Here is a 13,250-nt window from a genome sequence, read left to right as displayed (position 1 = left end):
GTTGGTTTTCCTAGCTTCTCTTCATCTTGCAGGTGGTCGGCAGTTCGGCGCGTTCGGGTGCGATGGTCTTGATCACGCGGAAGCCGTAGCCGGAGCCTTCGACATCGAACTGCACGCCCGGCCTGCCCTGCCTGTCCATCACGCCGACCACGAGTTGCTGCTGGAACTGATGGTCCGCCGCGCGCATGCGTCCGCGCTGTCCGTAGAGGCTCACATCGGCCTGTTCGAGCGCCCGAGCCACGGCCGCCGCCTCGACGCTGCCGGCGCGCTCGATGGCCTGCGCCAGCGACTCCACCAGCAGTTGCATGCGCATGTGCACGTAGTCGTCGGCAGGCTTGGGAAAGCGCGCGCGGAACGCGCGATAGAACGCCTCGGACTGCGCGGTCTGCACGTTGGGCAGCCAGTCGGCCACCGCGATCACGCGGCCGATGCCTGCATCGCCGATGGCGGCCGGCGCACCGAGAGCGTTGCCGTAGAAGGTATAGAAGGTGCCATTGAAGCCACCCTCGCGCGCCGCCTTCACGAGCAGCGTGAGGTCGTTGCCCCAATTGCCGGTGAACACCGCCTGCGCGCCGCTTGCAATGATCTTGCCGGCATAAGGCGCGAAGTCCTTCACCCTTCCCATCGGGTGCAGCTCGTCCCCGACGATTTCCACATCGGGCCGCTGCACGCCGAGCTGGCGTTTCGTCTCGCGCAGCACCGCCTGGCCAAAGCTGTAGTCCTGACCGATGAGATAGGCGCGCTTGAGCGTTGCATCGTCCTTCACCACATCCATCAGCGCGGCCACGCGCATGTCGGCATGGGCATCGAAGCGAAAGTGCCAGAAGCTGCAGCGCTCGTTGGTGAGCACCGGATCGACCGCCGCGTAGTTGAGAAAGATCACGCGCCGCGACGGATCGCGTTCGTTGTTCTTTTCAATGGCATCGACCAACGCCGCGGCGGTGGCCGACGAGTTGCCCTGCAGCACGATGCGCGCACCGTCGTCCATGGCCGCGCGCAACGCCGACAGAGCTTCTTCGTTCTGCCCCTTGCTGTCGTAGCGGTCGAGCTGCAGCGGCCGCGCACCGCCGGGCACACCCGGCAGCTTGACGCCGCCGCGCGCATTCACGCGCTCCACGGCCCACAGCAGATTGCGAAACACCGCTTCTCCGGTGTTGGCGAAGGGACCGCTCATGCTTTCGATCAGCGCCAGGCGGATGGGCGCCGGCGGCGTTTGCGCCGCTGCGGCAAAGGGGGCCGCGCATAGCGCCAGCGCCGCAAATTTCAAGGCCTTGCGACGCCAAATAAAGGGGGGATTCATTGTCTTGAAACGGTTGCGGCCGCGCCTAGATGTGGTGGCAAGCGGCACTCAGCATTGAATGGCCGCGCAGTGTAAGGGACACACATTCTTGTCCCCATTGTGTTCATTCAGGAGTTCTTTCATGTTTTTCGCACCCGCCCTTCATACCGCCCGCTTCGCTCCGCGTTCGTACGACCGCGCCTTCGAGCGTTTCGTCAACGAAGCCTTTGCCGGCGCACGCAAGTCGCCGCTCGTCGAACAGGACGACAAGAGCTGGACGCTTTCCATCGATGTGCCCGGCCTTTCGCGCGAAGACCTCACCATCGGCATCGAGGGCACCGTGGTCCGCATCGACAGCAAGGCCGAAGCCAAGCGCCAGTTCAAGGCCGCGTACGAGCTGCCGCAAGACATCGACGTGAGCGCGAGCGAAGCCAAGCTCGAGAACGGCGTGCTCACGCTGAAGCTGGGCAAGCAAGTGCCGGTGAGCCGCGTTTCGGAGCTGCAGATCAACTGATCTTGCAATGCCCACGAGAGGAAAGTGTCGTTAACTATTGTTTTTGACTTTGAAGACGCTCCCTAATCACAATAGGGCAGTGAATAACGTCACATCATGTGACGTATTCACATTTTTCTTCTTTTCTTCTTCGTGGGCGTCTCGCAAACGCACCGAATCGCTGACGGTGCGGATTCGGGTGCCCCTTAAGGCACGCCATGATCACGCACCTCAAGTCAGCCAATGACAATGAACGGTCCGATACGCTCCTGGTATTCCTGCCCGGTGCCTATCTCAAACCCGACGAATTCGAACGCGAAGGTTTCATCAGCGCCGTGCGAGAGCGCCATCTGGCCGCCGACTCGCTGCTGGTGGACGCCGACGTTTCCTACTACTACGACCAGACGCTCAGCGACCGCCTGCATGCGGACGTCATCGAGCCGCAGCGCGCCAAGGGCTACAAGTCGATCTGGCTCGTGGGCATTTCCATCGGCGGCTTCGGCGCGCTGATCCACGAGTTGTCCAGGCCGGGCTCGGTCGACGGCATCGTCGCGCTGGCACCCTACCTGGGGCGGCGCGTTCTGGGCGCCGAAATCCACAAGGCCGGCGGCCTGCGCACCTGGCAGGCGCCCACCGGCCCCCAGCCCGACGAGGAAGTCGACCGCAAGCTGTGGCCCTGGTTCCAGCAATACCTGGAACCCCAAAGATCGAAGAACCTGCCGCAGCTCTACCTGGGGTTCGGCCTGAGCGACCGTTTTGCGAGCAACCACAAGCTGCTGGCGGATGCGCTGCCCGAAGGCCGCGTGTTCACCACCGAAGGCGGCCACGACTGGCCGCAGTGGCGCCAGCTGTGGCGCAACATGCTCGACGTGCTGCCGGTGCCGTCGCTTGGCCGGGCGCAGCGCCCCGCTGCTACGCGGGCACCTGCGGCGCCGCCTCGGATGCCATCAGCGAAGCCATGGGCCATCGCGGCTTGACGTCGAAGGCATAGCGCGCGCTGGCCTGCGCCAGGCCCGACTGCAGCCGCATGGCGGCCGCCATTGCGATCATTGCGCCGTTGTCGGTGCACAGGTGCAGCTCGGGGTAGTGCACCCGCACGCCGCGCCTGGCGCAGGCGGCGTTCAGTTGCTCCCGCAGGCTTCGATTGGCGCCCACGCCGCCTGCGACGACCAACCGCTTCAGGCCGGTCTGCCCGAGCGCGGCCAGCGACTTCTTCAGCAGCACCTCGACGATGGCCGCTTGCGTGGAAGCGGCCAGGTCGGCCTTGCTCGCCTCCAGCCCGGCGCCGAGCTTCTTGGCCTGCGTCAGCACCGCGGTCTTCAGCCCGGCGAATGAGAAATCCAGATCACCGCTGTGCAGGAGGGGCCGCGGCAGCTTGAACGCCTCGGCATTGCCCTCTTCCGCCAGCTTGGCCAGCCACGGGCCACCCGGATACGGCAGGCCCATGAGCTTGGCGCTCTTGTCGAAAGCCTCGCCCGCCGCGTCGTCGATGGTTTCGCCCAGCAGCTCGTAGCGCCCCACGCCGTCGACCCGCATCAGTTGCGTGTGCCCGCCCGAAACGAGCAGCGCCACGAACGGAAACTCCGGCGGATCCGCACTCAGGAAGGGTGACAGCAGGTGCCCCTCGAGGTGATGCACCCCGAGCACCGGCTTGCCCAGCGCCGCCCCCAGGGCGCACGCCACGCCCGCGCCCACCAGCAAGGCCCCCGCAAGGCCCGGGCCGCGCGTGTAGGCGACCACGTCGATTTCGGCCAGCGAGCGACCGGCCTCCGCCATGACGGCTTCGGTCAGCGGCAGCACGCGGCGGATGTGGTCTCGGCTGGCGAGTTCGGGCACCACGCCGCCGTAGGCCTGGTGCATGGCGATCTGGCTGTGCAGTGCGTGCGAGCGCAACAGCGGCAGCGCGTCGCCGTGCGATTCGACCAGCGCCACGCCGGTTTCGTCGCAGGAGGATTCGATTCCCAGAAGAAGCATCCGCAGGAGTGTAGGCGGCGCCGAATGCCCGTGCGGCACGGATGTTGCAGCACACCTTTTGCCTCCCCTCCCCGCCATGAAATCCGGACTGAATTTCCTGATCGCCGCCAGAAAGTGCGAAATCGACGAGCTCGACCAGCTCGCGCGCACCAGCGACCTGGTCGGGCTGATCGCCCGGCTGGTTCATGCGCTGCAGCGGGAGCGCGGCATGTCCAACGTGTTTCTCGCCTCGCGCGGGGTTCGCTTTGCCGACCAGCGCGACCCGCAGATCGCCGAATGCCTGGCGCTCGAACAGGAGGTGCGCGCCGGCTTCGACCAGCTCGAAACCGAAGGCCGCCCGGGCGCCACCGCGGGCAACAGCGCCCGCCTCTTCAGCCGCATTGCCTGGGTGCTTCCCGGCCTGGACGGCTTGCCCGCGCTGCGCCGCCGCGTCGCCGCGCTCGAACTGACGCCCGCGCAGGCCACCGCCGCTTTCGCCAAGCTCGTTGCCGGCCTGCTGGCGGTGGTGTTCGAGGCAGCCGACGGCGCCACCGACCCCGAGATTTCGCGCCTGCTCGTCGCGATGTTCAACTTCATGCAGGGCAAGGAGTTTGCCGGCCAGGAGCGCGCCTTCGGAGCCGCGTCACTGGCGGTGGGGCGTACCGACGAAGCGCAGCGCCAGCAATGGCTGCACCTCATCGAGCTGCAGGAGCGCTGCTTCCAGGTGTTCATCGACTTCTCGAGCAGCGGCGTGCTTGCGCTCTGGCACCAGAGCCAGTCCGACGCTGTCATGGCCGAGATCGAGCGCCTGCGCCGCATGAGCGTGGCCTCGGCCCAGGCGGCATCGGCGGCTGCGCCCGATCCCCGGCTGAGCCAGAACTGGTTCGACTGCTGCACCCTCCGCATCGACGCCATGAAGACCGTCGAACACCGGCTGGCGGAAGAACTGCGCGAACTCTGCGCCCGCAAGATCGCGCAGGCACGCGGCGAACTGCAGAAATACCAGAAGGTGCTCGGCACCCTCGCGCCGCAGGCCGAAGGCGCGGTCTTCTTCGACGACATTGGTGCGGAGGCCACGGCGCCGGCGCAGTACGGGCGGCACCTCGAACGCTCGGTGCTCGACATGGTGCAGGAGCAATCGCACCGGCTGCAGGCCATGAGCGAAGAGCTCGAAACCGTTCGCGCCTCCCTCAACGAGCGCAAGCTGGTCGAACGCGCCAAGGGCCTCCTGATGGCGCACCGCCGCATGAGCGAGAACGAAGCCCACAAGATGCTGCTGCAGACCGCCATGAACCAGAAGCGCCGCCTGGTGGACGTGGCCGAGTCGATGCTCGCCATGGCCGACTACCTGCCCCTGGATACGGCGTCGCGGCGCTGAACGGCCGCGTGCATTGCGTTCGAAATGGTGCGGCGCACAACAAGCGTGCATGGCGCCGACTTTCCGTCTCAGCTGCCCTGCGCACCCAGTGGCAGCCGCTCTTTTGCTGCCTATTCGATAGCAAGGCGATAGCAAAACACGGTCGATAAAGCTGGCACGCAGTTTGCTGAAGTAGTACATGGACCCCTGGGTCCGAGGCAGGCAGCACCCAACGGCGGGTGTTGCCCACCGAAATTGGACAAAGGCGTCCCCCATCCCGCAAGGGCTCGTTTTCGAGCAGCCCCTGCGCGGTGCGGGACGCCTTTTTTGTTTTCTGTCCTTCCTTTTGTTTGTTGTTGTTCTTCAACCGGAGCCCCGCCACATGACCGACCTGCTGAAAACCCGCCTCAGCCGCCGCCGCGTACTGCAAGCCGCCGCCATTGGCGCCGTGGGAATCGATCCCGCCCTGCGCGCCGCCGTCTGGGCCCAGGGCTCCGACAAGCCGGAAAAGGAAGAAGTGAAGATCGGCTTCATTCCCCTGACCGACTGCGCCAGCGTGGTGATGGCCTCGGTGCTGGGCATCGACAAGAAGTACGGCGTGAAGATCGTGCCCAGCAAGGAAGCCAGTTGGGCCGGCGTGCGCGACAAGCTCTCCAATGGCGACCTGGACATGGCGCACGTGCTCTACGGCCTGGTCTACGGCATGCACCTGGGCCTGAGCGGCCCCAAGAAGGACATGGCCGTGCTCATGACCCTCAACAACAACGGCCAGGCCATCACGCTGTCGAAGAAGCTGGCCGACAAGGGTGCGGTGGATGCCGCCTCGCTCGCCAAGCTCATCGCCACCGAAAAGCGCGAATACACCTTTGCGCAGACCTTTCCCACCGGCACCCACGCGATGTGGCTCTACTACTGGCTGGCCTCGGCCGGCATCGACCCGTTCAAGGACGTCAAGAACATCACCGTGCCGCCTCCGCAGATGGTGGCCAACATGCGCGTCGGCAACATGGACGGCTACTGCGTGGGCGAGCCCTGGGGCCAGCGCGCGATCATGGACGGCATCGGCGTGACAGCGATCACCACGCAGGACATCTGGAAGGACCATCCGGAGAAGGTGCTCGGCACCACGGGCGACTTCGTCAAGAAGTACCCCAACACCGCGCGCGCCGTGACCGCGGCCATCATCGAAGCGGGCAAGTGGATCGACACCGGCCTGCAGAACAAGAACAAGATGGCCGAGACCATTGCCGACAAGAGCTACGTCAACACCAGCGTCGATGCCATCAACCAGCGCATCCTGGGCCGCTATGTCAACGGCATGGGCAAGAGCTGGGACGATCCCAACCACATGAAGTTCTACAACGGCGGCGCCGTGAGCTTCCCCTACCTGTCGGACGGCATGTGGTTCCTCACGCAGCACAAGCGCTGGGGCTTGCTGAAGGAGCATCCGGACTACCTGAAGGTGGCCACCGAGATCAACCGCATCGACATCTACAAGCAGGCCGCCGCCGCCACGCAGACGCCGGTTCCCAAGGACGTGATGCGCACCAGCAAGCTGTTCGACGGCTCCGTGTGGGACGGCAAGGACCCGAAGAAATATGCCGACTCTTTCAAGATCCACGTCTGAGACGCCTGAGGAGAAACACACCATGGTCAGTGCTGTATTTCATTCGCCGATGGACGCATCTCTCTCTCCCCCGCGTGCGGCAGAGGGCCGGGGTGAAGGTGCGCCCCGCGCCGAGGCTGCCCCTCACCCCACCCCTCTCCCCAGAGGGGAGAGGGAGCAAAAACCACGCTTTTCCATCGACCTGCGCGCCTTCTGGATGCGCGTGCTGCCACCGCTCGCGGGCTTCGGCCTGCTGGTGCTGATCTGGGAGCTGGTCGCCATGAAGAGCACCACCGGCTTTCCTTCGCCGCTCGCCACCTGGCAGCAGGCGCTCACGGTGTTCAGCGATCCGTTCTACAGCAAGGGGCCGAACGACCAGGGCGTGGGCTGGAACGTGCTCTCGTCGCTGCAGCGCGTGGCATTGGGCTTCGGGCTCGCGGCTGCAGTCGGTATTCCGGCTGGCTTTGCCATCGGACGCTTCGAGTTTCTTTCGCGCATGTTCAATCCGCTGATCAGCCTGCTGCGCCCCGTGTCGCCGCTGGCCTGGCTGCCAATCGGCCTGCTGGTGTTCAAGGGCGCCAACCCCGCCGCCATCTGGACCATCTTCATCTGCTCGATCTGGCCGATGGTGATCAACACCGCCGTGGGTGTGCAGCGCGTGCCGAGCGACTACATGAACGTGGCCAAGGTGCTCAACCTCAGCGAATGGAAGATCTTCACGAAGATTCTCTTCCCCGCCGTGCTGCCCTACATGCTGACCGGCGTTCGCCTGGCCGTGGGCACCGCCTGGCTGGTGATCGTTGCGGCCGAAATGCTCACCGGCGGCGTCGGCATCGGCTTCTGGGTGTGGGACGAGTGGAACAACCTCAACGTCGCCAACATCATCATCGCGATCTTCGTCATCGGCATCGTCGGCCTGGTGCTGGAGTTCGCGCTCATCAAGCTTGCAACCGCGTTCACGTTTGAAGAGGTGAAGTCATGAATGATGATTCCAAGTACATCGAGATCCACAACGTCGAGCAGCGCTTCAAGACCGCCAAGGGCAGCTTCCTGGCGCTGCAGGGCATCAACCTGAACGTGGCCAAGGGCGAGTTCATCACGCTCATCGGCCATTCGGGCTGCGGCAAGTCGACGCTGCTGAACCTGATTGCCGGTCTGACGACGCCCACGCAAGGCGTGCTTCTGTGCGCCAACCGCGAAATCAAAGGCCCCGGCCCCGAGCGCGCGGTGGTCTTCCAGAACCACTCGCTGCTGCCCTGGCTCACCTGCTTCGAGAACGTGTACCTCGCCGTCGAGCGCGTCTTTGCCGCCACCGAGAACAAGGCGCAGTTGCGCGCACGCACCGATGCGGCGCTCGCAATGGTCGGCCTTACGCCTGCCGCGCAAAAGCGCCCCGGCGAAATCTCAGGCGGCATGAAGCAGCGCGTGGGCATTGCACGCGCTCTCTCGATGGAACCCAAGGTGCTGCTGATGGACGAACCCTTCGGCGCCCTGGACGCGCTCACGCGCGCCAAGCTGCAGGACGAACTGCTCGGCATCGTGCAGAAGACCCAGAGCACCGTCGTCATGGTCACGCACGACGTCGACGAAGCGGTGCTGCTGAGCGACCGCATCGTGATGCTCACCAACGGCCCGGCCGCCACCATCGGCGAAGTCCTGAAGGTCGACATCGCACGTCCGCGCAACCGCGTCGAACTGGCCGAAGACCCGACCTATGTGCACGCCCGCAAGGCGGTGATCGATTTTCTCTACACGCGCCAGGCGCACGTGGAGAAGGTTGCGGCCTGACACCGCCGGCACGGCACAACCGGAGTCAGGACATGATGACTTGCAGGCTGTGCTCGTACCAGGCGGTGAGCCGCTCGAAAGTGTCCACCAGCGCTTCGCTGGAACGCACCAGCGTGGCGCGGCCTTCAGGGCTTTCGAGTGCCTGCACGCCGCCGACCAGGCGCAGCCATTCGTCCCGCGCGGCCGCCAGTGCGGCGCGAATCTCGGGTGAACTGAGGGGCGCGCGCTCCAGCTCCAGCAGCGCCGCCTCGAACTCGTTCATGGTCGGCAGCAGCCGTTCGCGCGAAGGCCCTGCAGCGAGCGCCGAAGCCAGCAACGCGTCCTTGGCCAGGCGCTGTGCGCGCATGCGCTGCCGCCCGCAGATGTTGACGATGCGCAGCGCACGCCGCGCGCCGGAGGCTTCGAGCGCATCGGTCAGCGCCTCGGCCGCGGCCAGCAGCTCGTCGCCGAGCTTGTCGATGTCAGCCAGCGCCTGCGGCACCGCGCGCGCCGCCAGCGCGGCGGAAAGCCCGCTCCACGCCACCTGCACATCGCCCAGCGCGCCCGCGCCCGGGGCGCCCAGCTCAAGGGTGGCCAGGTGATCCAGGTTCTGCTGCACCCGCTCGACCGATTGCGTGCGCAACACGCGCGCACGCTGCACGTCGATGCCGGCAAGCATCTGAGCGGCAATCCGCACCAGCCGCTGCGACAGCATGCGCAGTTGCCCGGCGCGGTTGATCGCGTCGGCCCACTGCGCGGCCTCGATTACCGAGCGCGACACCTCGCCCAGCCGCAGGTTGGCATGCATGGCCGCGCCGCGGAGCAAGCCGAAGGCCTCGTCCTCCCCGATGCCGCGGGACGACATCAGCAGGCCCTTGGCGCGGTCGACCCATTTGCGTTCATCCATGCGCGTGCGCAAGCCGTCGAGTTCGGTGCGCAGCGCGGCCTCGCGTTCACGCCGGACCGGCGCGAGGGTCATCAGCGCGCGAAGCGAGGTGCCATCGAAAGCTTCGATCGGCAGCCACGCATGCACGCCCAGAGCAACCAGCGCTTCGTGCTGGGCGCTGTCCAGCGGTGCGCTGACGAGGCTCAGCCCGCAAGGAGGCGTGGCCTTCCATTCGCCGACAGCATCGAGCAGCGCCTGCAGCTGTTGCGCCGGTGCGGGCAGCCAGGCCATCACCTGTTGCGGTGCAAGCGCACCCACCTTCTGCACCAGCGTGTGGCAGGTGCTCCGCTCGACGGCAGCGACGCCGGTGCTCGCCAGCGCCTGCTGCAGAGGCTCCGGCAGCGGCGCGGATTCGGCGAAATCATTGGGCAGAACGACAAGAAGGGACATCATGGAAAAGCGGTTGGGGGCACGGCAAGCATAGGCCACGCCCGCGCATTTGCGCAGGCACGTCTCTTGCATCGACACGGGTGCGGTGTAACGAAGCACCGCTTTGGTGAGGCTGCAGGCTCCTGCATCCATCCTGGCTGCGCAATGGCCGGGAAGCACCCCCACGCCGACAGCGTTCGCTGCCGGCATTCCGCCCCAACCCCGTCTGTCGACTCGGCCCTCCAAAGGCTGCGCCGCGGCATTTCGCACGATTGAACGCCATGTCCAGTTTCAGGACCTTCTTGCACTCAGGCCACGGCCCGACGCTGTTCGCGGCCTTTCTGTACTTCTCGTTCTCCTGCTGCATCTGGGTGCTCAACGGCGCCATGGCGCCGTTCATCGGCGAAACCTTCGATCTTTCGCCTGCGCAAAAGGGGCTGATGCTGTCGGTGCCCATCATCGCGGGTGCGCTCATGCGCTTTCCGCTCGGCATCCTCTCGCAATACATCGGCCGCAAGAACGCCACGCTGGTCGAGATGGGCCTGATCGCGGTGGCGATGCTGTTCGGCTTCTTCTTCGTGAAGAGCTTCAACGACCTGCTGGCCATGGGCGTGCTGCTGGGCATTGCGGGCGCCAGTTTCGGCGTGGCGCTGTCGCTGGGTTCGGGCTGGTTCCCGCCGCAGCACAAGGGCCTGGCCATGGGCCTGGTGGGCGCCGGCAACGTGGGCACGGCGGTGTCGGTGCTGGTGGCGCCGCCGCTCGCGCAATGGCTCGGCTGGCAGGCGGTGTATGCCGTGGCGGCCGCCGCCATTCTGGTGCCGATGGTCGTGATGGTGCTGTTCGCCAAGGAGCCGCCCGATGTCGACAGCCACGCGAGCTTCCGCGAACACATCGCCTGCCTGTTCGAAAAAGACGGCTGGGTGTTCAGCCTGATCTACGGCGTGACCTTCGGCGGCTTCATCGGTCTCATCACCTTCCTGCCCTCTTACTACTACGACCAGTTCGGCGTGAGCAAGGTGCAGGCGGGGCAACTCACCATGCTGGCGGCCTTCATGGGCGCGGCGGTGCGCATCGTCGGCGGCTGGATCTCCGACCGCTGGGGCGGCGTGAACACGCTGACCGTAGTGCTGCTTGTGGTGGCCGTCGGTCTCGTGCTGGTGGGCATCTCGTCGGCATCGCTTGCGCTCACCACGCTGCTCCTGATCTTGTGCTTTGCCGCCCTGGGCGCGGGCAACGGCGCGCTGTTCCAGCTGGTGCCGCTGCGCTGGCCCACCAGCACCGCCGTGGCCGGTTCGATGATCGGCGAAATCGGCGCGCTGGGCGGCGGCCTGGTGCCCAACGCCATGGGCCTGTCGAAGCAATACCTCGGCAGCTACGTGTGGGGCTTCGTGTTCTTCGGCGTGCTGTCGCTCGTCATGCTGGGCGTGATGCGCGTGATGCAGATCCGCTGGACACGCACCTGGGCCGAAAAAGGCGGCCGTGCGCGCACCACGCCCTCACCGGCTCCGGCCAAGTACACCGCCCCGCCGAAGGCAACGCGGCCATGACCCTTGTCCGTTCGCCGTCAGCGTGGCAAGAACAGCAGCCACACCACGAGCAGTGCGTTGAACAGCAGCGACACGGCGAGCGCGATCTTGTAGAGCGCGGCCGGGTCGCGGCGGATCAGCGGCGTGGCGGGCGGCGCACCCACCGGGCGGGACGCGCCCCGCTCCAGGGCAAGCAGCATTTCCTCGGCGGTCTCGAAGCGCTCGCGCGGATCGCGTGCAACGGCCTTGCGCACCAGATGGTCGAGCCACACGGGCACGTCGGGCCGCAGGCGCGAGAGCGCGGCCGGGTCGCGCCGGTAGCGCGCCACCTGGTAGGGCTCGATCTCTCCGTAGGGCAAGTGTCCGCCAAGCCATTGGTACAGCGTGACGCCGAGCGCGAACAGGTCGCTGCCCGTGTCGGCGGGGGCGCCCTCCCATTGCTCGGGATTGATGTAGCTGGGCGTGCCCGCATGCAGCTCGCGCTGGGCCGCGCCTTCGCGGCCCGACAGCGCCACGCCCAGGTCGAGAATGCGCCAGCGGCCGTCATCGCCCAGGTGCAGGTTGCCGGGCTTGATGTCGCGGTGCACCACGCCGTGGCGGTGCAGCCGGCCCAGGGCCTTGGTCACGTCGATGGCCGCGGCGACCACCTCGGCCACCGCACCGCGCGCGCCGGATTTGCGCATCTGCTCCAGCGTGCGTCCGCCGTGCCAATCGAACACGATGTAGAGCGCGCTGGCGTTCTCGGCACGCTCGTGCACGCGCACGAATCCACCGCTTCCCACGCGCTGGCCCAGCCAGGCTTCGTGCGCGAGCATCGCGCGCTCCTGCGGATCGCTGGCGCGCGAGGGGTGCAGCGTCTTGAGCGCGACCAGTTCGCGCGTGGCGGCATTGCGTCCCTGGTAGAGCAGGTGCACGCCGGTGTCGGCCACCAGGGCGGTAACCACGTAGCCGTCGAGCACGTCGCCCACCTTCAGCAAGGGCGGCGGGGCCAGTCGGCGGCCGTCTCCGAGCTCGTCGTCCAGCTGCCGCGGGTCGAGGCCGACAACGCGAATGACCAAGGCGGTCGCGTTGTCGCGCGTACCGGCCTCGAGAGCCGCGTTCACCAGCGCCTCGCTCGCCTGCTCGGCGCTGCCCTGCAAGGCGATAGCGGCCAGGCGCTGCGGCTTGAGCACACCGTGCACGCCGTCGGACGTGAGCACGAAGCAGTCGCCCACGCGCACATCGCCCTGCGCGTAGTCGACGCGCACTTGGTCGTCCAGGCCGATGGCGCGCGTCAAGCGGCTGCGCATGTCGGGATGCTCGAAGGCATGGTCCTGCGTCAGCGGCATGGCCGGCTCGCCGTCGGCGCGCACGCGCCATGCGCGCGTGTCGCCCACATGCGCGAGCGTGTAGCTGTGGCCGTGCAGCACCAGCGCCGTGAGCGTGGTGAGCGCGGTCGCGCTGCCTTGGCGCCGGCGGTTGTGATCGGCAAGCCAGGCGTTCTGCGCCGCCACCAGGCGGTCGAGCGCGGCGGTCGGCTCCCAGGTGTCGGGCGTGGCGAAGTAGTCGGCCAGGAGGCCCATCACGGTGGTCTGCGCCGCTTCCAGGCCGCGTCCGCCGGTGGACACGCCATCGGCAATGGCGGCAATGAGCCCGCGCGACTCGTCTCCCGGCGGTGCGTTGACGGCACCGGCAAAGTCTTCGTTCACTTCGCGCGGTCCGCGCTGGCTGCTGTAGCCGATGTCCACTTCAAAGCTCATGGCGCCATTCTCCATGTGCTTTCCACGCACTTTGCACGCGCACCGCGTGCTTCCTTTGCTTGATTCGTTGAAAGGCCCCACCCCATGAAGAAACTCAAGCTCGTGATGGTCGGCAACGGCATGGCCGGCGTACGCACGCTGGAGGAGCTCCTGAAGCTCGCCCCGGACATGTACGACATCACCGTCTTCGGTGCCGAGCCGCACCCCAACTACAA

The 13,250-nt window shown here is 66.6% G+C and carries 11 protein-coding genes; 7 read left to right on the top strand and 4 right to left on the bottom strand.

The annotated features are described in order from the left end of the window. Nucleotides 1-10: 10 nt before the first annotated feature. A complete protein-coding gene (locus tag V9L20_RS07765; protein ID WP_337296141.1) occupies nucleotides 11-1,300 on the bottom strand; it encodes a branched-chain amino acid ABC transporter substrate-binding protein in 1,290 nt (429 codons plus the stop codon). A gap of 121 nt (nucleotides 1,301-1,421) precedes the next feature. On the opposite strand from V9L20_RS07765, the gene V9L20_RS07760 reads away from it, so the two are divergent. Both V9L20_RS07760 and V9L20_RS07755 read left to right on the top strand, forming a co-directional pair. Next, complete coding sequence (locus V9L20_RS07760) at nucleotides 1,422-1,793, top strand: Hsp20/alpha crystallin family protein (protein ID WP_258507990.1); 372 nt, start codon at nucleotides 1,422-1,424, stop codon at nucleotides 1,791-1,793. Between the two features lie 197 nt (nucleotides 1,794-1,990). After that, nucleotides 1,991-2,749 (top strand): esterase family protein, encoded by a 759-nt coding sequence (locus tag V9L20_RS07755; protein WP_258507991.1) that lies wholly within the window; start codon nucleotides 1,991-1,993, stop codon nucleotides 2,747-2,749. Here V9L20_RS07755 and tsaD read toward each other — a convergent pair. Further along, nucleotides 2,685-3,746 carry a tRNA (adenosine(37)-N6)-threonylcarbamoyltransferase complex transferase subunit TsaD gene (gene tsaD / locus V9L20_RS07750; protein WP_337296140.1) on the bottom strand — a complete coding sequence of 354 codons (1,062 nt, stop codon included), beginning with the start codon at nucleotides 3,744-3,746 and terminating at the stop codon, nucleotides 2,685-2,687. The two genes, V9L20_RS07755 and tsaD, sit on opposite strands and share 65 nt — an antisense overlap. Before the next feature lie 76 nt (nucleotides 3,747-3,822). On the opposite strand from tsaD, the gene V9L20_RS07745 reads away from it, so the two are divergent. The 4 genes from V9L20_RS07745 (at nucleotide 3,823) to V9L20_RS07730 (ending at nucleotide 8,476) form a co-directional block, all read left to right on the top strand. Further along, a complete protein-coding gene (locus tag V9L20_RS07745; RefSeq protein ID WP_337296139.1) occupies nucleotides 3,823-5,103 on the top strand; it encodes a nitrate- and nitrite sensing domain-containing protein in 1,281 nt (426 codons plus the stop codon). Nucleotides 5,104-5,464: 361 nt separating this feature from the next. Continuing rightward, nucleotides 5,465-6,709 carry a CmpA/NrtA family ABC transporter substrate-binding protein gene (locus V9L20_RS07740; protein ID WP_157614755.1) on the top strand — a complete coding sequence of 415 codons (1,245 nt, stop codon included), beginning with the start codon at nucleotides 5,465-5,467 and terminating at the stop codon, nucleotides 6,707-6,709. Between the two features lie 22 nt (nucleotides 6,710-6,731). Next, nucleotides 6,732-7,670, top strand: a complete 939-nt coding sequence (gene ntrB, locus V9L20_RS07735) for a nitrate ABC transporter permease (RefSeq protein ID WP_337296138.1) — start codon at nucleotides 6,732-6,734, stop codon at nucleotides 7,668-7,670. Beyond that, a complete protein-coding gene (locus V9L20_RS07730) occupies nucleotides 7,667-8,476 on the top strand; it encodes an ABC transporter ATP-binding protein (protein ID WP_337296137.1) in 810 nt (269 codons plus the stop codon). The genes ntrB and V9L20_RS07730 overlap by 4 nt, the downstream gene beginning before the upstream one ends. 25 nt (nucleotides 8,477-8,501) lie before the next feature. Here the strand turns inward: V9L20_RS07730 and V9L20_RS07725 are convergent, their stop codons facing one another. Then, nucleotides 8,502-9,794, bottom strand: coding sequence for an ANTAR domain-containing protein (locus V9L20_RS07725; protein ID WP_337296136.1), 1,293 nt, complete (start codon nucleotides 9,792-9,794; stop codon nucleotides 8,502-8,504). Between the two features lie 257 nt (nucleotides 9,795-10,051). On the opposite strand from V9L20_RS07725, the gene V9L20_RS07720 reads away from it, so the two are divergent. Continuing rightward, a complete protein-coding gene (locus V9L20_RS07720; RefSeq protein ID WP_258508001.1) occupies nucleotides 10,052-11,317 on the top strand; it encodes an MFS transporter in 1,266 nt (421 codons plus the stop codon). A 17-nt stretch (nucleotides 11,318-11,334) separates the two neighbouring features. Here V9L20_RS07720 and V9L20_RS07715 read toward each other — a convergent pair whose 3' ends face one another. Next, nucleotides 11,335-13,035 (bottom strand): bifunctional protein-serine/threonine kinase/phosphatase, encoded by a 1,701-nt coding sequence (locus tag V9L20_RS07715; RefSeq protein ID WP_337296135.1) that lies wholly within the window; start codon nucleotides 13,033-13,035, stop codon nucleotides 11,335-11,337. Nucleotides 13,036-13,250 lie beyond the last annotated feature (215 nt).

The organism is Variovorax sp. CCNWLW225, assembly GCF_037204045.1.
Classification (GTDB): domain Bacteria; phylum Pseudomonadota; class Gammaproteobacteria; order Burkholderiales; family Burkholderiaceae_C; genus Variovorax.
Note: the sequence above shows the minus strand (reverse complement) of the source record. Positions and strands in the feature narration are given on the sequence as shown.